This window comes from Pedobacter alluvionis (assembly GCF_003664035.1).
Lineage (GTDB): Bacteria > Bacteroidota > Bacteroidia > Sphingobacteriales > Sphingobacteriaceae > Pedobacter > Pedobacter alluvionis.
Window position 1 is genome coordinate 648,021 of sequence record NZ_RCCK01000011.1, and the last position, 18,920, is coordinate 666,940.

Below are 18,920 nucleotides of genomic sequence, written 5' to 3' on the forward strand. Positions count from 1 at the left end.
TCATAACAAAAAATCTAAGTCAGACATAGATTCATAAATCTACAAAATTTGTTATTTAGAGTTAATACAACTCAAAAGGGATTTACCCCAAGGCAGATTTTATTTTTTTTTAAAAACATTTAATGCCTTTGAAAAGGAATATCTTTATTTCTTACACATACCCAGGTTATCTAAACCTGATGGCAGCGATCCCGATTTTTCATCGGGACAAGCGTACAGCAGGACTAATACTAAAATGAAATACAGGCATTGCTTTCCAAAAACCTTTTTTAAAACCATATAAGACATATGAGAACATCTAAGCTCAAAGACACCTAGCTAGAGATGTGAAGAAAGCTCCCCAACTTCTTACATACCCAGGTTACCTAAACCTGATGGAAGCGATCCCGATTTTTCATCTGACAAACGTACAGCAGGACGAACATTAAAAATGATACAGGCATTGCTTTCCAAAACCTCTCCCTATGCAAGTTAATAGTTAGACGCAGAAACTATGCATCCCTCTCCTTGAGGAGAGGGACCGAACAGACAGATGATAAAGCAAAAAGCGTAGATAGGGTGAGGTTTATTCTGTTGCAGGCTTTTGATCCTCTTCATCTACCGGAACCTCAACTGTTGGGTCAGTAATGATTTCGGCATTGCCATCTTTATCTTTTTTAGCGAATAAAATTGGATATAACAACCACAAAGCACCAATGATGATAAATACACCGGCCAGCATTTGAAGATAGATGCTTCCCTTTACTTCGTAAGCATCTAAAATTTTGTAGGCAATAAAAGAAAGTACGCCAGCGATGAGTAGGAAAACGGCTTTCTGCAATTTTAACAGCTTGATCATGGATTCTTTCTTTTTAGTGTTACAATGTGGATTAAAACAAAAATTAGCCCAATTAGTTCGAGCAAGCCGCAGAAATAAAAAGCATAAAGTACAAAATCCCGGTCTGAAGGACTTATTACCGCAACAATTGGCAAGGCTATTACGGCAACAATCATCAGTGTAAGCCCGATATTAAATAATTTCACGTTAAAAGTATTTACACCAAAACTACCAAAATTCAGTCAATTCTGTTAACTTTGCAACCTTTAATTTTTTGAGGTACTTGATTGATGTATAGCGAATTTAAACAATTGGAACTTGCCAAAATAGGGCAAGAAATACTGGATTTTTGGAAAAAGGAAAATATCTTTGAAAAAAGTATTTCTTCCCGTCCGAAATCTAATCCGTTTACCTTTTACGAAGGCCCACCGTCTGCCAATGGCATGCCGGGAATCCACCACGTAATGGCGCGTGCAATTAAAGATATTTTTTGCCGCTATAAAACAATTAAGGGTTACCAGGTGAAAAGAAAAGCGGGTTGGGATACACATGGCCTGCCTGTTGAACTTGGAACCGAAAAAGAATTAGGAATTACTAAAGAAGATATTGGTAAAACCATTTCTATTGAAGATTATAACGAAGCTTGTAAAAAAACAGTAATGCGTTACACTGATGTGTGGAACGAATTGACTGAAAAAATGGGCTATTGGGTAGATATGGATGATCCATACATTACCTATAAGTCGAAATACATGGAGTCGGTATGGTGGCTTTTAAAGCAGATTTACGATAAAGGACTAATCTATAAAGGTTATACCATCCAACCTTATTCTCCGAAAGCCGGAACAGGATTGAGTTCGCATGAGGTAAATCAGCCTGGCGCTTACCGGGATGTTACTGACACTACAATTGTTGCGCAGTTTAAAGCATTAGCCGATACGTTACCAAGCTTCTTACAGGGATTTGATGATATTTATTTATTGGCATGGACAACTACACCATGGACTTTACCATCAAACACTGCTTTAACGGTTGGACCAAAAATTGACTATGTTTTAGTCAAAACGTTTAACCAGTACACCTTCTTGCCAACAAATGTAATTCTGGCAAAAAACCTGGTTGGGAAGCAGTTCAGTAAAATTTTCTTTGAAAGCAATGAAGATGAGGATTTTACAAATTTTAAAGCTGGCGACAAAAAAATCCCATTCCAAATACTTGCAGAATGCAAAGGAACTGAATTGGTTGGCATTAGATATGAACAACTTTTAACCTATGCATTACCTTATACGCATCCAGAAAATGCTTTTAGGGTAATTTCCGGCGATTTTGTGACTACAGAAGATGGTACCGGTATTGTGCATACCGCTCCTACTTTTGGTGCAGATGATGCTAAAGTAGCTAAGGAAGCTACTCCTGAAGTACCGCCAATGCTGGTATTAGACGAAAATGATACCCCCGTTCCGTTAGTAGATCTACAGGGTAAATTCACCAATCATGTTGGTCCTTTTGCAGGTAAATATGTAAAGAACGAGTATTACAATGCTGGCGAAGCACCTGAAAAATCGGTTGATGTAGAAATTGCTATTTTATTAAAAGAAGAAAATAAAGCTTTTAAAGTAGAAAAATATGTCCACAGTTACCCACACAGCTGGAGAACTGATGAACCACTTTTATATTATCCCTTAGATTCATGGTTTATTAAAGTTACGGATGTTAAAGACAGAATGTTCGACCTCAATGAAACCATTAACTGGAAACCAAAATCGACTGGCGAAGGTCGTTTTGGAAACTGGCTTAAAAACGCTAACGACTGGAACTTATCACGTTCGAGATACTGGGGAATTCCTTTGCCGATCTGGAGAACTGAAGATAAAAAGGAAGAAGTATTAATTGGCTCTGTTGAGGAACTTTATAACGCCATTGAAAAATCTATAACAGCTGGTTTCCAGAAAGAAAATCCTTTTAAGGGATTCGAAATCGGAAACATGTCTGAAGAGAACTATGATTTGATCGACTTACATAAAAATGTAGTGGATAAGATTGTTTTAGTATCTCCATCAGGCAAACCGATGAGCCGCGAAAGTGATTTAATTGATGTTTGGTTTGATTCTGGTGCTATGCCTTATGCGCAGTGGCACTACCCTTTTGAAAACAAAGAAACAATCGATGGAAATGAAGATTTCCCAGCAGATTTCATTGCCGAAGGTGTGGATCAAACCCGTGGCTGGTTTTATACCTTACATGCCATCTCTACATTGGTTTTCGATAAAGTAGCGTACAAGAACGTAGTTTCGAATGGACTGGTACTAGACAAAAACGGGCAAAAAATGTCTAAACGTTTGGGCAATGCAGCCGATCCATTCCAAACCATTAATGAATACGGTGCTGATGCAACGCGTTGGTACATGATTTCTAATGCAAATCCCTGGGATAACCTGAAATTTGACATTGACGGAATTGCTGAAGTGCGCCGTAAATTCTTCGGAACACTTTACAACACCTATGCTTTCTTCGCCTTGTATGCCAATATCGATAAATTCGAGATCGATAAAAATAATTTAAGCAAAGTGGAAGACAGAACGGAATTAGACCGTTGGATTCTTTCGTTATTGCAAACCTTAATTAACGAAGTTGATGAAAGTTACAACACTTACGAACCAACAAAAGCTACCCGTGCTATTCAGGCTTTTGTTGATGAACATTTGAGTAACTGGTACATCAGGTTAAGTCGCCGCCGTTTCTGGAAAGGCGAAATGACAGATGATAAACGTGCAGCTTACGAAACATTATATACCTGTTTAGAAACCTTAGCACAGTTGATGAGTCCTGTTGCACCTTTCTTTGCTGATTGGTTATACAGAAACTTAACTGTTACCGATGCACATGCAGAACAATCTGTCCACTTAACTTTATGGAAAGAGGCTGATCAAAGTTTAATCGATACCGATTTGAACGAGCGTATGGTTTACGCCCAGGATATTTCATCAATGGTTTTATCGCTCCGTAAAAAATCGGGCATTAATGTACGTCAACCACTCGAAAAAATCTTAATTCCATCTTTAAGTGGCGATTTTGAACAAAAAATATCAAAGGTTGCAGATTATATCCTTTCCGAAACGAATGTAAAACATATCGAGTTTATTACTGATACGCATGGCATTGTTAAGAAAAAGCTGAAACCTAACTTTAAATCGTTAGGTAAAAAAGTAGGTAAAGACATGAGCCTGGTTAAACAGGCTTTAGAAAACTCAAATCAGGATGACATCCAGCGTTTAGAAAGTGATGGTTTCATCATCGTAGTTGGAAGCAATGGAGAAGAATTTACCATCAACATAAATGATGATGTAGAGGTTTTTGCCGAAGATATTCCGGGATGGCAGGTAACCAACCTGGGCAGTCTAACTGTGGCTTTGGATGTTACCATTTCAGAAGAACTGAAACAAGAAGGTATTTCTCGCGAGTTGGTTAATCGTATCCAGAATTTGCGAAAAGAATTAAACTTCGAAGTAACCGATAGGATTAAAGTTTCATTACAAAATGATAACTTGGTGGCCAGCGCAGTTGCTAAAAACAAGGATTACATTTGCGCAGAAATATTGGCCGATGAATTAGAATTAACAGATACTGTAAATAATGCAAACAAAATCGTTATTGATGATGTTGACTTAAGCATTTCAGTAACTAAAATATAAATCCATATATTAGAAAACTAAATTAAAAACATGGAAAACAGCAACAAAACACGCTACTCAGACAGTGAATTACAAGAATTTAAAGAATTAATTCAAGATAAATTACGCATGGCGAAAGAGGAACTTAACTCTTTAACCACTTCTTTAAGTAATCCAAATGCCAACGGAACCGAAGATACTTCAGGTGCATACAAAACATTGGAAGACGGTTCTGCAACAATGGAAAAAGAGCAGATCAATCAATTGGCTGCACGTCAGAAAAAATTTATTGACAACCTGGAGAATGCATTAGTACGTATCGAGAACAAAACTTATGGTATTTGCCGCGAAACCGGAAAATTAATCCAAAAAGAGCGTTTACGTGCGGTTCCTCATGCTACTTTAAGCATGGAAGCTAAATTAAAGCAGAGTTAATGAAAGGCTATACAAAACCTTTAATTGTTATCTTTTTGGTTTTACTGGCCGACCAGCTGGTTAAAACCTGGGTTAAAACACACATGTACCTTGGACAGGAGTTCCATATTATTGGTAAATGGTTTATTATCCATTTTACCGAAAATAATGGGATGGCCTTTGGAATGGAGTTTGGTGGCGAATTTGGCAAACTAGCCTTATCGCTTTTCCGTATTGCCGCTGTTGCAGGAATCGGTTATGGCTTACATTATCTAATTAAGCATAAATATCATCGTGGTTTAATCCTAAATGTGGCACTGATTTTTTCTGGTGCATTAGGAAACATTATCGATTCTGTATTTTACGGAAAGATTTATGGCTACGAAAGCTGGTTTCATGGTCGTGTGGTAGATATGTTCTACTTTCCAATTGCAGAAGGCCATTTCCCTAGCTGGTTACCGATTTGGGGAGGAGAAGAATTTGTTTTCTTCAGACCTGTTTTTAACCTCGCAGATGCAGCCATTTCAGTTGGTGTGATACTAATCCTCATCTTCCAGAAAAACTACTTTAAAGAAGATGTAAAAGATGAGGTAAGCATCAACAGTGAAATTGTAGAAGATTAAATAAACTACTCGTCGTGCTGAACTCGTTTCAGCATCTTTGCCTATAATATTGAAAAGCCCATTTCTTAATTGAGATGGGCTTTTTTATCTAAATCCTATTGGTTGGTATCACGCCGACCAATAAGACAAATACATTAGATTCTTTTGGAAAGCAGGTACAGCAGCAGCTATTTAAGTCTGTTCCCGGTATCCTTACTGCCAATGAGGCCTGTGCTCTAACTGTGTTTCATCAAAAAAATCAGGATAATACCAGAAAGCATTGGCATTCATCCTATCGGGTTTAGTAACTTTGATCCTGCAAGAAAGAAAAAAAGCAATTGCCCATTGTTTATGTTGAATTAAATTCTATTGTCGCTGTCACGCTAAATAAGTAAACAGATTTATTTAAGCGATAATATAAATCAGTCGGTTCGTCATCCTGAATTTATTTCAGGATCTTTCGTGCAATTAGAATAAAACCCATTGGTTAGTTGCACCTCTCTATTAATTGGTGTCAAACCAACCAACAAGAGTTTGGTAAGTAATAGGCATTAAAAAAAATCCGAATTCCAAGGTCAGTGGCCCACCAACCTAAAGCTAAATATAAAGAACGATGATCAACTTCCTCGATATATCTTATCTAAAGTCCGGCAATGAGAGGCAACTTAAGGCTTATCAGATGTTAACATGCAATCGGGTTTTAGAAAAGCTTAACCTTTACCATCCAATCCTGGTGGGTACTATACCAATCAATATCGACATCGAAAACAGCGACCTGGATGTGATCTGCGAAGTTTCGGATAAAGGTGAGTTCATTGTTCAACTAAATACCCTATTTGGCAATGAAAAGAACTTCACTATTCACGAAAGCACTAAATTTGAAGCCGTTAAAGCAAATTTCACCATTGATGGTTTTGAAATAGAAGTATTCGGACAAAACATACCTACTACTATGCAAAATGCTTACCGCCACATGTTAATTGAATATAAATTACTTTTAGAAAAAGGAGAAGCATTCAGACAGGAAGTTATCTCCTTAAAAAAACAAGGCTATAAAACAGAACCGGCCTTTGCAAAACTGTTAGGGATTGAGGGAGATGCTTACGAAGAGTTGCTGAAATTGGAGTCTTAGCGAGACGCTAAGACCAGATCTTGAAGTTGCAGCCCCACTTGTCATTCTGAACGCAGTGAAGAATCTTAGTCAAAGAAATACAGAAGTGCGTCCACTCCATAAAGATCCTTCATTTCATTCAGGATGACAACCATTTACATTATTTCCCTATACTTTATTCTGACCACTATTATTTCATCATTTTTTAAAATATATTTGGAATACAAAAACCAAATATACCATGAAACTCTACTACGCGATTTTACTGCTAATTACATTAAGTTGTTCAACATTTGCTCAAAAAAGCCTTTTTAACGGAAAAAATCTAAGCGGCTGGCATGTAGATGTTCCTGCCATGGATAAAAAACCCGATACGATTAATCCATTTATTGTCCGCAATGGAATGTTGGTAAGCTTGGGTACACCAGGGGGACATTTAATAACCGATAAAATCTATAAAAATTACCAGTTAACCGTACAATACCGCTTTGCGGGCAAACCTGGTAACTGTGGCGTTTTGGTGCATGCCTCTACTCCAAGAGCACTGTATGGCATGTTCCCAAAATCAGTTGAAGTTCAAATGCAACATAAAGATGCCGGCGATTTTTGGTGTATTGAAGAAGACATTACCGTGCCTGATATGGTTGCCAGACGCGGCCCTCAAGAAAACTGGGGCGTAAATGGAAATAAACTCCGCCGGATTAAAAACTTAACCGATGACAGTGAAAAACCACTCGGAGAATGGAATACCATGGTTATTCAATGTTTAAATGATGAAGTTAAAGTTTGGGTAAACGGTACTTTGGTAAATTATGGCACAAACTGTACAGTAAATAGCGGCCAGATTGCCCTACAGGCGGAAGGTAGTGAAGTAGAATTTAAACAATTGGATCTGAAACCGATTAAAGCGCTTTCAAAATAAGAAATTGCTTTACCTCAATCCTGATTGTTAGTCGGGATTTGTAATCACGTCTTTTGAGCTAAGGATTTTTAATCCTTAGAAAGTGGATTCATTAACATAACTGTTAAAGTGCATTGCAATAGGTCCGGATTACAAATCCAGACCAACACCTGATCAATCCTTAAAAAACAAACAAATCAGATATCCAACAAAATAAGCAAGCAAATCATAAACAGAAAAATAAGTCCCCAAAACAATACTCCAGAACTTATTATCCTGCAGGCCCAACCAATTTACATAATGAAGTGCCTGTAAAAATTCGATAACAAAAGAAAAAATCAATACACCTAAAGCAAGTCTTTTATTATTGGTAATTAAGAATATTCTGAAGAATGCGTAAATTAATACAACCACTAAAACATCACCACCAAAAGGCCGGATAAATGCATCGTGAAGATATTTTGCGATTAAAATTTCGATAAGGAATATCGCTAAAAAAATGAAGAGAAATTTTGAGTTGAACGTTAATTTCATTTTTCGGGTATAAAAAAAGAAGTCAAGTTTTTCTAGCGCATTGGCCATTAAAACTTGACTTCTTTATAAATATATAAAGTCCCGACTTATCGGGATTTAGGGTTTAGATACCTAACAATAATCTAGCAGGGTCTTCTAACAATTGTTTCACCCGAACCAGGAAACCAACCGACTCACGTCCGTCGATAATTCTGTGATCGTAAGATAAAGCAACGTACATCATCGGACGGATTACCACCTCACCTTTTTCGGCTACCGGACGCTCAACAATGTTGTGCATACCTAAAATAGCGGATTGTGGTGCATTGATAATCGGAGTCGACATCATGGAACCAAATACGCCTCCGTTAGTAATGGTGAATGTTCCACCAGTCATTTCTTCGATGGTTAATTTGCTATCACGTGCTTTTAAAGCCAATTCTAACACCGATTTTTCAATCTGAGCTAAAGTCATGCTTTCCGCATTACGGATCACCGGAACCACTAAACCTTTCGGCGCAGAAACAGCGATAGAAATATCGGCGAAATCATTGTATACCAGTTCTTCACCTTCAATACGACCATTCACTGCAGGGAAATCTTTTAATGCTTCGGTAACGGCTTTAGTGAAAAAGCTCATAAAACCTAAACCAACACCAAATTTCTCTTTAAACTGATCTTTATATTTTCCGCGTAAATCCATAATCGGCTTCATGTTAACCTCATTGAAAGTGGTTAACATTGCGGTTTCATTTTTTACAGCAACTAAACGTTTTGCAACCGTTCTACGTAATGGAGACATTTTCTCACGACGTTCGCCACGGCTACCTGCAGGAGCAGCAGCTGCAACCGGAGCACTTGCTTTTGGTGCATCTGGTTTTTTACCCGCCTCAGCCTTAACCGCATCATCTTTAGTAATACGACCATCTACACCAGTACCTTTCACCGCACCAGCATCAATGCCTTTTTCTGCAAGAATTTTACCAGCAGCAGGAGAAGGAGTTCCTGTAGCATAACTTTCGCCTGATTTTTCGGCAACTGGAGCCGCAGTTTTATCTTCAGCAACAACAGCCTTTTCTTCAGCCTTTGGCGCATCAGCTTTCGCTGGAGCAGCACCACCATCTTCAATTTTACAAACTACTGCACCAATGGCTAAAGTATCGCCTTCGGCTGCTATGGTTTTTAAAGTTCCAGCTTGTTCTGCAGTTAATTCGAATGTTGCTTTATCCGATTCTAATTCGGCAATAACTTCATCCATTTCAACAACATCGCCATCGTTTTTTATCCAACGTGATAAAACAACTTCGGTTATCGATTCACCAACAGGTGGAACTTTTATCTCTAAACTCATATTTTTAAAATTGTAATTTTTGTTGTTATTATGTTTTAAGATTGAAAGTTTAAAATTGTAGATTACTTAAATCCTCTATCTTAAACCCTGGAACTTTCTACTTCTAATCCGCTTCTGCCATTTTTTTACTGGCCTTTTTGGTCGCTTCCTTTACTTCTTCTTGTTTAACAGGAAGTTCTAAAGCTTTTGCCAAAATATAAGCCTGTTGGTTAGCATGTTGTTTTGCAAAACCTGTAGCCGTACTGCTGCTCTCTCTTCTCGAAATTACATCAATACCTTTTAATGCGGTTTTGTATAACCTGCGGAACAAATATGGCCATGCGCCCATGTTCTCTGGTTCTTCCTGCACCCAGAAAATTTCTTTTGCATTTTTATATTTTGTCTGGACGGCCTCCATCTGATCAACCGGAGTCGGATACAACTGCTCTACACGAACCAGGGCTACATGTTTGATTTTATCAGCCTGCTGTTTCTCCAGCAATTCGTAGTAAATTTTACCGCTACAGAAAACAATACGCGTTACATCTGCAACTTTAACATTTACATCATCAATTACCTCTTTAAAACCACCTTCGGTAAATTCTTCTAATTTAGAAACACAAGCAGGGTGGCGCAATAAACTTTTAGGCGTAAATACCACCAACGGTTTACGGAAATCGCGTTTAAACTGACGGCGTAATACATGGAAGAAGTTTGCCGGAGTAGTACAATTGGTTACCTGCATGTTGTAATCGGCGCAAAGCTCCATAAAACGCTCAATACGTGCTGATGAATGCTCTGGTCCTTGGCCTTCGTAACCATGAGGCAATAACATTACCAAACCGTTTTCGCGTTGCCATTTGGTTTCTGCACTTGCAATATACTGATCTACAACGATTTGTGCTCCATTAAAGAAATCACCAAATTGCGCTTCCCAGATGGTTAATGCATTTGGGTTCGCCATGGCATAACCATATTCGAAACCTAAAACACCATATTCAGATAAGTGTGAATTGTAAATATCAAATGATGCCTGTTGATCAGAAATATTTGCCAACGGTACATATTCTTCTTCACTATCTTCAAGCGTTAGTACGGCGTGACGATGAGAGAAAGTACCACGCTCCACATCCTGCCCGCTTAAACGAACACGTTTACCTTCTGATAACAGAGTACCATAAGCCAGCTGCTCGCCCATTGCCCAATCGAAAATATTGGTTTCGTTAACCATTTTACTACGTTCAGCAAATAGCTTTTCTATTTTTTTGAAGAACTTTTTATTTGATGGCAAAGCAGTAATGCGTTTACCAATTTCTAACAAAGTAGATTTTTTAACAGCAGTAACAGGAGAAGATTCGAAATCTTTCGGCGTTGCCATACGCAAATCTGCCCATGCACCACCAAATTTAACTTCGGTACTACCTGCAACATATTCCTTTGCTTCGTTTAAGCGTTCCTGCAAAATACCACGGAAATCTTTTTCCATTTCTTTTGCCAAACCAGCTTCCAACTTACCTTCTTTAGTTAACTGATCAATATAAATTTCCCTTGGATTGGGGTGTTTTTCGATTGTTTTGTATAATAACGGCTGGGTAAACTTAGGTTCATCAGACTCATTGTGCCCGAAACGACGGTAGCAAAGAATATCAATAAAAACATCGTTTTTATATTTCTGACGGTATTCCATTGCCAGGTTAATCGCATAAACCAAAGCTTCAGGATCATCACCATTTACGTGGAAAACCGGAGATAAAGTTACTTTAGCAATATCGGTACAATAGGTACTGGTACGGGCATCTTTATAATTGGTGGTAAAACCAATCTGGTTATTAATTACCAGGTGAATGGTTCCACCGGTTTTATAACCTTCAAGACCTGCCATCTGAATTACTTCGTAAACAATACCTTGTCCGGCAACTGATGCATCACCATGAATCAAAATTGGTGCTAAACGGCTGTTATCGCCACCATATTTGAAATCGATTTTCGAGCGGCTCATACCTTCTACCACACCATCAACCGTTTCCAAATGTGATGGGTTAGGGCATAAACTTAAGTGAACACTTTTACCTGAAACCGTAGTAACATCTGTAGAATAACCCAGATGGTATTTTACGTCGCCACCAAATGGGGTATCCGGATTGTAGCTTTTACCTTCAAACTCAGCAAAAATATCTTTGTATGTTTTTTGCATGATATTGGCCAACACGTTCAATCGACCGCGGTGAGCCATACCAATTACAAATTCTTCAATTCCCAGTTCAGCACCCTTTTCGATTACTGAATCCAAAGCGGGAATTAAAGCTTCCGCACCTTCTAATGAAAAACGTTTTTGACCCAAAAATTTTGTACCTAGGAAATTTTCGAAACTTACCGCTTCGTTTAATTTCCGGAGAATACGTTTTTTCTCATCGATTGAGAAATTGGGTGTATTACGTGCACTTTCCATTTTTTGCTGAATCCAGTTCAACACTTCCGGTGTGCGTAAAAATTTATATTCTGCACCGATTGAGTGTGCATAAGTTTGTTTTAAAAAGGCTACAATATCTTTCAATTTTGCAGCACCGATACCAATCTCTACACCAGAGTTGAAAACCGTTTCTAAATCAGCATCTGATAATCCAAAATTTGCCAGATCTAATGTTGGCAAATGTTTACGTCTTTCACGAACCGGATTGGTATGTGTAAATAAGTGCCCGCGACTACGATAACCATCAATCAGGTTTAAAACATTAACTTCTTTTAGAAATTGTTCAGGCGTTTCTGCCGTTACTGCAGGAGCCTCCGATCCTCTTCCAAAATCAAAACCTTCGAAAAATTTCTGCCAGCCAAATTCAACAGACCCGGGATCTTGTTGATAGGATTGATATAAAGACTCTATATATTCGGCGTTTGCGCCATTAAGATAAGATAATTTATCCATTATTAACTATTTACTATAAGCATTACAAAATTAGAATTTTACCTTATATAAATGGCAAAAATCTCGATTAAAATAAATGAGCGGGTTTTAAATTAGTAAGTGAGTAAATGAGCTGGCTTTACATACAAAAAATGGGCAAAATTTGTTAAAATTCAATCACCCAAATGCACTCATTCAACATTCAGTCATTTTATAATTCAATCCTCACAACTATGATGCCCAAGTTAAGGAGTAATTGCCTTTTGGATCGAGGTTTTTGATATTTTTATCAAGATCGAAAACACTTTTCGATTTCTGATCGTTACCTACACCGGCTACATTAGCCCAGTTGCCCCAATTACTTGCAGGATTATAATCAATCAGCTTTTCTTCAAAATACGCTGCGCCAAAAACCCAGCTTACTTCTAAATTATTGATCAGATATAAGGCAGCGGTTTGTCTCGCAATATTCGAGATGAAACCGGTTTGATTTAGTTCCGTCATCACGGCATCTACCACAGCAAAACCTGTTTGCGCATTCTTCCACTTACTAAAGTTATCCTGCTCATTCGCAATATCAATCAATCCCTGGCTGCCAAAACCATCCGGACTAAAAAACGTATTGCCGTATTTCTTAAACATGAAACGGAAATAATCTCTCCAAAGCAGGCCTAATAAGATATGATTGAACATGGCTTTAGTGTTTGGCACACCTTCCATCTTTTTAATTTCCCAGTACACTTTTCGCGGCGACAAACTACCCATGGCTAACCAGGCTGATAATTTTGAAGCCAGGATTAAGTTTTTAGTGGTTGCAGCCTGTTGCATGGCCACAATCACCTTTTGAAGATGAGCCAAACCTTCTGCCTCGCCACCTACAAATTCAAAATCGGAACGTTGATCCTTTTGTTGAGGTGTAAGATCAAGGTCTGCTAAAGAGGATAATGTACCCCAATCAATCACTTCGGCTACATTAATCCGGTCAGGTGCTGCAAAACAGGGCTTAATAATCGAATCGCGCTCAATTTTTTTCTTAAACTGATTAAAGGCATCAGGAATATCCTTGATCGGAAATGGCAAATCTTCCTTGTTATACAAGGTATGACCAATAAAATGTTTAAGGTTGACGCGTAATTTCCAAAGTGCATTTTCTACCAAAGTTGAAACATGCGTTTCTTCGCGTGCTACTTCACGGTGATGGTAAACTTCGGTAATCTCATATTCCTGCACAAGCTGAGGAATAATATCTTCAGGATTACCTTCAGCAATCAGCAGGTTTCCTCCAATCTGTTTTAAAGCATTGCGTAAACCTAAAACACTTTCTAAAATAAACTGTGCTCTGATGTTACCTGTTTTTAAGGTACCGTATTTTGTGTCGCCAAAAGAACGGCGATCGAGAATGTAAACAGGCAAAATCGAATCAGATTTAGCAATTGCCTCGACCAGCATTTCGTTATCATGCAAGCGAAGATCATTTCTAAACCAGACTAAAATTTTTTTGGACATCTTTTATCGAAAAGGGTGTAAGAACGCTTTACAAATTTATCTTATTTTTCTTCTTCATCAAACCCTTGAATAATTCTTTACAAATAGGAAACAAAAAAACTATTTTATGGAAAATGAGGTGTAAACACATCCTTCAATCAAATATTGATACCTACACCTTAATAAAAAACAATGAAACAAATATTCATCAGCCTGTTATTTCCAATAAGCGTATTCGCACAGCAACAGATAAAAAGCAAAGCCATACTGGAAAGTGTAACGGTTTACAACAACGGTGCTCAACTTTTACATAAAGGAAAAGTAAACCTCCCGGCCGGAACATCAGAAATTGTAGTCAACAATATTTCCGGGCGGGTAAATGAAAATTCGATACAGGTTAGTGTTTCGCCGGGAGTTACCATTTTATCCGTTCAATTCAATAAAGATTTCCTGAATACCGATGCTGCAAATCCCGAAATTAAAAAACTGAGCGACAGTGTTAAAATAGTCGGCAACGAATTAACCAAAACAAAAAATGCAAAAGCCATTGAAGAACAAACGTTACTCTTACTGGACGAGAACAGAAAATCAGGTGGTACAGCCAATGGGACAAATGTGGCCGAACTGATTAAATTAGCAGAATATTACCGCACAAAAAATGCAGAAGTTAGGACAGCCATCTCAGCACTCACGCTCATAGAGGATAAACAAAACCAAAAACTAAACGCATTGCAACAGCAAATTTCAGAATTAAGGAACAATCCTAACCAGCAACTTGGGCAATTGGTTCTTCAATTAATGGCAAATGAAAATATAGATGCCAGCTATCATGTTTCGTATGTTACGCCAAATGCAAATTGGCTGGCCAGTTATGATATAAAAGCGATGAGCACCTCAAATCCATTAGGCATAGTGTACAAGGCTGCCATTACACAGAGCACAGGTCTAGATTGGAAAAAAGTTAAACTTTCTTTATCTACCGGTAACCCGAATTATAACATTACTGCACCCAATTTAAACCCTTGGTTTGTATCTACCTATCCACAACAAATACGGATTAAGGGATTGGCATCACCAATTGCCGAAAAAAGTGAACTAAGTGAAGTTGTAGTTGTGAGCTATGATGCTGACAAAAAGAAAAATCTTACCGGTTCTGTTTCTACGGTGAACGATTATACTTCCGTTAATGAGACCCAATTGGGCGTAACGTTTGATATTGACATCCCTTATGATGTGAACAGCGACAACAAACCTCATACCGTTGCATTTAAAGAATACGAAGTGCCTGCCAAATACAAATATTATGCTGCTCCAAAACTTAGTAGCGATGCTTATTTACTGGCTGATGTAACCGACTGGGAAAAACTAAATCTCCAGGCCGGGAATGCGAATATTATTTTTGAAGGCACGTATACCGGAAAATCATATATCAACCCAGCGAACATTTTAGATACACTGAGTTTAAGCATGGGAAAAGATAAAAAGATTATAATCACGAAAGAGAAACAACAGGATTTTAGCAGCACAAAATTTATTGGCACGAATAAAAAACAGGTTTTTACTTATCTGATCAAGATTAGAAACACTAAAAAAGAAACGATAGACCTATCACTTAAGGATCAATATCCATTATCAACTGAAAGTGATATCGAAACCGAATTGTTAGAGAATAGTGGCGCAGAAGTAAACAAAGAAAACGGAATGCTATCCTGGCAGTTAAAAATTGCACCTAACGAGACCAAAACGATCAAATTAAGCTATTCGGTTAAAGCCCCTAAAAATAAAATCATTGCGGGACTGTAGACTTAGTCTTTAGTCTTTAGTCTTTAAAAAAACCCTTTTGTATCTTTAGTGTTTTAAAAAGATGGCTAAGAAAATTCTGATTACCGGGGCTACAGGACTTGTGGGTACTGAACTGAAAAAGCACTTGCTTAGCAAGGGTTATGAGGTGAATACACTTTCGCGAAAGAAAGATAACGATGCGAATAATTTTGTGTGGGATGTTTATAAAGAAACAATTGATGCTGATTGTTTAAATGGCGTAGAATCCATTATCCATTTAGCAGGAGAACCGGTTGCTGATAAAAAATGGACAGATGAACGCAAAAAACAGATTATTGATAGCCGCGTAAAATCAACAGAATTACTCTTTAAAACGATTAAATCTAAACCTGATCATCAGCTAAAATCTTTCATTTCTGCTTCGGCAGTTGGTTTTTATGGCGATTGTGGCGATGAAATTTTAACAGAAGAAAGTCCAAACGGTTATGGATTTTTAGCTGAATGCTGTAAACTTTGGGAAGATGCAGTAGACCAGGGCAAAAAATTAAGCCTCCGGATTGTAAAACTCCGGACCGGAATTGTTTTAAGTAATCACGGCGGTGCTTTACCACAACTCGACAAACCTGTTAAGTTATTTGCCGGAGCGGCTTTAGGCACTGGCAAACAATGGACGCCCTGGCTACACATTAATGATATGGTAGAAATGTACATTGAAGCCATCGAAAATCTTAAAATGGAAAATTGTTACAATGCCTGTGCTCCTTTTCCGGTCACCAATAAAGCGTTAACCAAAGCTATTGCCAAACAGCTTCATCGTCCGGTCTGGCCGATCAAGGTACCTAAAAAAGCATTGGAATTGTTATTGGGAGAACGTGTTGAAGCCGTTTTAATGAGCAATAATACTTCAGCACAAAAAATTCTTGATGCGGGATTCAAATTTAAATTCACACATTTGGAAGACGCTTTGAGGGATTTGTATAAATAGGTTCAATGGATTATCTTGCTAAATGGTCGTCATCCTGATCCGATAGCTATCGGATTTATTTCAGGATCTTATCAGAATATCTGTGCTAAAAGATGCTGACCACGTAGTAGCTACAAGGCAATTGAAAACGCTATACTTACTTGTAAAACAAGTTCAGCATGACGTAAAAAATAATTTTAGTTTCCTTATAATTCCCCTTTAATGAATCCAATATCCATTCTCTGGTTCCGCCGCGATTTACGTTTAGCAGATAATGCCGCTTTATATCATGCCCTAAAAGGTGATTACCCAGTTTTGCCACTTTTCATTTTTGACAAGAATATATTGGATAAACTGCCCAAAGATGATGCCCGTGTCACTTTTATTTATCAGACCATTGAGGATTTAAAAAAAGAACTTCAGCAGCAGGGGTCAGATTTACTGGTAAAATATGGTGAGCCTGAAAAGATATGGCCCGAAGTTTTAAAGGAATACAATGTTAAGGAGGTGTACACCAATCACGATTATGAGCCTTATGCCCGCGAACGTGATGATAACATGGCGGAGTTTTTAACCAGCGAAGAAATAGCCTTCAAAACATTTAAGGATCAGGTTATTTTTGAAAAAAACGAAATCTTAAAAGCCGACAAAACACCTTATACCGTTTTTACCCCCTTCTACAAACAATGGCATGCTAAATTGAATGACTTTTATGTAAAAGCATACCCTACAAAAAAATACTTCAAAAATTTATTACAAACCAAACATCTGCCTCTACCAACTTTAACCGAAATGGGATTTGAGAAGAGTAATTTGGATTTTCCTAAAATCAGTTATAAAAGTAAACTCGATAATTACGCCACAGAACGCGATTTCCCTGCGCTTGATAGCACTACACGTATCGGCCTGCATTTGCGTTTTGGAACATTAAGCATTCGGAAAGCAGTTAAAGATGCATTGGAAGCAAAATCAAATGTCTGGCTTTCTGAATTGGCATGGCGGGAATTTTATATGACCATCCTTTGGCATTTCCCCTACTCCGCTTCAGATTCATTTAAAAAACAATACGATAAAATTAAATGGCGCAACAACGAAACCGAATTTAAAGCCTGGTGCGAAGGCAATACTGGTTATCCTATTGTAGATGCCGGGATGAGGCAGCTTAACCAAACCGGCTGGATGCACAACCGCGTACGGATGATTGTGGGCAGTTTTTTAACCAAACATTTACTGATCGATTGGCGCTGGGGAGAAACCTATTTTGCTGAAAAACTATTGGATTATGAAATGGCGAGTAATGTTGGCGGCTGGCAATGGGCCGCAGGATCAGGAAATGATGCGGCACCTTATTTCAGGGTTTTTAATCCTGAACTCCAGACTAAAAAATTCGATCCCAAATTTGAATATATTAAAAAATGGGTACCAGAATTCGGCACCAAAAAGTATGCCCAACCAATAGTTGAGCATACTTTTGCAAGGGAAAGGGTTTTAAAAGTTTTTAAAGAGGCTTTATCTAATTCGTAACACTTACGATTTCTATGTCAAAATCTAATATTGCATTACTTGGAATCCCAGTACGCCCACCTGTACCATAAGCCAAATCAGATGGAATGATCATTCTAAATTTTGCACCAGCAGTATATTTCCTAACAATATTTTTCCATCCTTGAACTCCAATGCCCGCAAAAGTTGTCGAAAAAGTACCATCGGTAGATGAATCAAAAACGGTACCATCTAAAAATCTTCCAGTATATTTATAAACTACAGTGCTTTCGTCGCTAATTGCATCAGTACCCGTACCAACAGTATTAGTAATATAATAAACACGAGAGGCATCTTTAGTTGATGTTAAATTTTTAGCAGCTAAAAAGCTTTGGATCTTTGCATCATCAAATAACCACTGCTTATGGTATGGATAAGTTTTAATTATAAAATCAAGATTTTCATTTGAAGGAATTGGTCCTACACCATTTCTACCAAAGGCTAAATATGATGGCAACAAAATCCTGGCTGTACCTCCTGGTTTTAATTTAAGCACAGCTGTTCTTAATGCGGGTATATTATAGGTAATGGTTGTTGATAAAGCTCCTTGGAAAAAACTATTTAAATATCCAACATATGTACCCAAGTTACCGTTTGCCGGAGACTGAAGATAAGTTGTTCCGCTCGTCATAGATTTAACTGTTACATCATACAATACCGAATCTGTATTTAAGAAAAACGAACCATCAGTAGGGTTTGTAACCTGATAATAAAATCCTGTTTTAGCAGAATCAGGCTGCATTTGAGTCAAATTGTTTTTCGATATATATGACTTTATAGCCTCATCATCAACAGTTTGAGCAGTATCATATTCTTTTTCGCAAGAGCTGAAAACTACAGTAGCCAGTAAAAGTGTAAATAGGCCTAGTTTAGTAAATTTGTTCAT

General features: G+C 37.8%; 15 protein-coding genes. 8 read left to right on the forward strand and 7 right to left on the reverse strand.

The genetic code is table 11. The features are described from left to right. Positions 1 to 565 precede the first annotated feature (565 nt). Together BCL90_RS10505 and BCL90_RS25415 are read right to left on the reverse strand one after the other, a co-directional pair. On the reverse strand, positions 566 to 838 hold the full coding sequence (locus BCL90_RS10505) for an isoleucyl-tRNA synthetase (RefSeq protein WP_207908448.1): 273 nt from the start codon (positions 836 to 838) through the stop codon (positions 566 to 568). Beyond that, complete coding sequence (locus tag BCL90_RS25415) at positions 835 to 1,023, reverse strand: hypothetical protein (RefSeq protein WP_134380444.1); 189 nt, start codon at positions 1,021 to 1,023, stop codon at positions 835 to 837. The genes BCL90_RS10505 and BCL90_RS25415 overlap by 4 nt, the downstream gene beginning before the upstream one ends. Before the next feature lie 84 nt (positions 1,024 to 1,107). On the opposite strand from BCL90_RS25415, the gene ileS reads away from it, so the two are divergent. The 5 genes from ileS to BCL90_RS10530 all read left to right on the forward strand — a co-directional run bounded on the left by ileS (position 1,108) and on the right by BCL90_RS10530 (position 7,537). Further along, positions 1,108 to 4,509: an isoleucine--tRNA ligase gene (ileS, locus tag BCL90_RS10510; RefSeq protein ID WP_121283933.1), complete on the forward strand. Its 3,402-nt coding sequence runs from the start codon at positions 1,108 to 1,110 to the stop codon at positions 4,507 to 4,509. Positions 4,510 to 4,539: 30 nt separating this feature from the next. Further along, a complete protein-coding gene (locus BCL90_RS10515; RefSeq protein ID WP_025144123.1) occupies positions 4,540 to 4,923 on the forward strand; it encodes a TraR/DksA family transcriptional regulator in 384 nt (127 codons plus the stop codon). Beyond that, positions 4,923 to 5,525, forward strand: coding sequence for a lipoprotein signal peptidase (locus tag BCL90_RS10520; RefSeq protein ID WP_121283934.1), 603 nt, complete (start codon positions 4,923 to 4,925; stop codon positions 5,523 to 5,525). Before BCL90_RS10515 ends, BCL90_RS10520 begins: the two co-directional genes overlap by 1 nt. Positions 5,526 to 6,183: 658 nt before the next feature. Continuing rightward, positions 6,184 to 6,636 (forward strand): DUF4269 domain-containing protein, encoded by a 453-nt coding sequence (locus BCL90_RS10525; protein WP_244094997.1) that lies wholly within the window; start codon positions 6,184 to 6,186, stop codon positions 6,634 to 6,636. A 220-nt stretch (positions 6,637 to 6,856) separates the two neighbouring features. Continuing rightward, positions 6,857 to 7,537 carry a 3-keto-disaccharide hydrolase gene (locus tag BCL90_RS10530; RefSeq protein ID WP_121283936.1) on the forward strand — a complete coding sequence of 227 codons (681 nt, stop codon included), beginning with the start codon at positions 6,857 to 6,859 and terminating at the stop codon, positions 7,535 to 7,537. A 153-nt stretch (positions 7,538 to 7,690) separates the two neighbouring features. On the opposite strand, the gene BCL90_RS10535 is transcribed toward BCL90_RS10530, so the two are convergent. The 4 genes from BCL90_RS10535 to BCL90_RS10550 all read right to left on the reverse strand — a co-directional run bounded on the left by BCL90_RS10535 (position 7,691) and on the right by BCL90_RS10550 (position 13,767). Further along, positions 7,691 to 8,050, reverse strand: a complete 360-nt coding sequence (locus BCL90_RS10535; protein ID WP_121284597.1) for a ribosomal maturation YjgA family protein — start codon at positions 8,048 to 8,050, stop codon at positions 7,691 to 7,693. A gap of 103 nt (positions 8,051 to 8,153) precedes the next feature. Next, positions 8,154 to 9,380, reverse strand: a complete 1,227-nt coding sequence (gene odhB / locus BCL90_RS10540) for a 2-oxoglutarate dehydrogenase complex dihydrolipoyllysine-residue succinyltransferase (RefSeq protein ID WP_121283937.1) — start codon at positions 9,378 to 9,380, stop codon at positions 8,154 to 8,156. A 103-nt stretch (positions 9,381 to 9,483) separates the two neighbouring features. Further along, entirely contained in the window at positions 9,484 to 12,282 is a 2,799-nt protein-coding gene (locus BCL90_RS10545) for a 2-oxoglutarate dehydrogenase E1 component (RefSeq protein ID WP_121283938.1), read from the reverse strand. A gap of 210 nt (positions 12,283 to 12,492) precedes the next feature. Continuing rightward, the gene (locus BCL90_RS10550) at positions 12,493 to 13,767 is read right to left on the reverse strand and encodes a DASH family cryptochrome (RefSeq protein ID WP_121283939.1); all 1,275 of its coding nucleotides are present in this window, start codon (positions 13,765 to 13,767) and stop codon (positions 12,493 to 12,495) included. Positions 13,768 to 13,938: 171 nt separating this feature from the next. On the opposite strand from BCL90_RS10550, the gene BCL90_RS10555 reads away from it, so the two are divergent. The 3 genes from BCL90_RS10555 to BCL90_RS10565 all read left to right on the forward strand — a co-directional run bounded on the left by BCL90_RS10555 (position 13,939) and on the right by BCL90_RS10565 (position 18,016). Then, positions 13,939 to 15,549 carry a DUF4139 domain-containing protein gene (locus BCL90_RS10555; RefSeq protein WP_121283940.1) on the forward strand — a complete coding sequence of 537 codons (1,611 nt, stop codon included), beginning with the start codon at positions 13,939 to 13,941 and terminating at the stop codon, positions 15,547 to 15,549. A gap of 61 nt (positions 15,550 to 15,610) precedes the next feature. Next, positions 15,611 to 16,513: a TIGR01777 family oxidoreductase gene (locus BCL90_RS10560; RefSeq protein ID WP_121283941.1), complete on the forward strand. Its 903-nt coding sequence runs from the start codon at positions 15,611 to 15,613 to the stop codon at positions 16,511 to 16,513. A gap of 201 nt (positions 16,514 to 16,714) precedes the next feature. Continuing rightward, positions 16,715 to 18,016: a cryptochrome/photolyase family protein gene (locus BCL90_RS10565; protein ID WP_121283942.1), complete on the forward strand. Its 1,302-nt coding sequence runs from the start codon at positions 16,715 to 16,717 to the stop codon at positions 18,014 to 18,016. On the opposite strand, the gene BCL90_RS10570 is transcribed toward BCL90_RS10565, so the two are convergent. Beyond that, on the reverse strand, positions 18,006 to 18,920 hold the full coding sequence (locus BCL90_RS10570) for an FKBP-type peptidyl-prolyl cis-trans isomerase (RefSeq protein ID WP_121283943.1): 915 nt from the start codon (positions 18,918 to 18,920) through the stop codon (positions 18,006 to 18,008). The genes BCL90_RS10565 and BCL90_RS10570 overlap by 11 nt on opposite strands.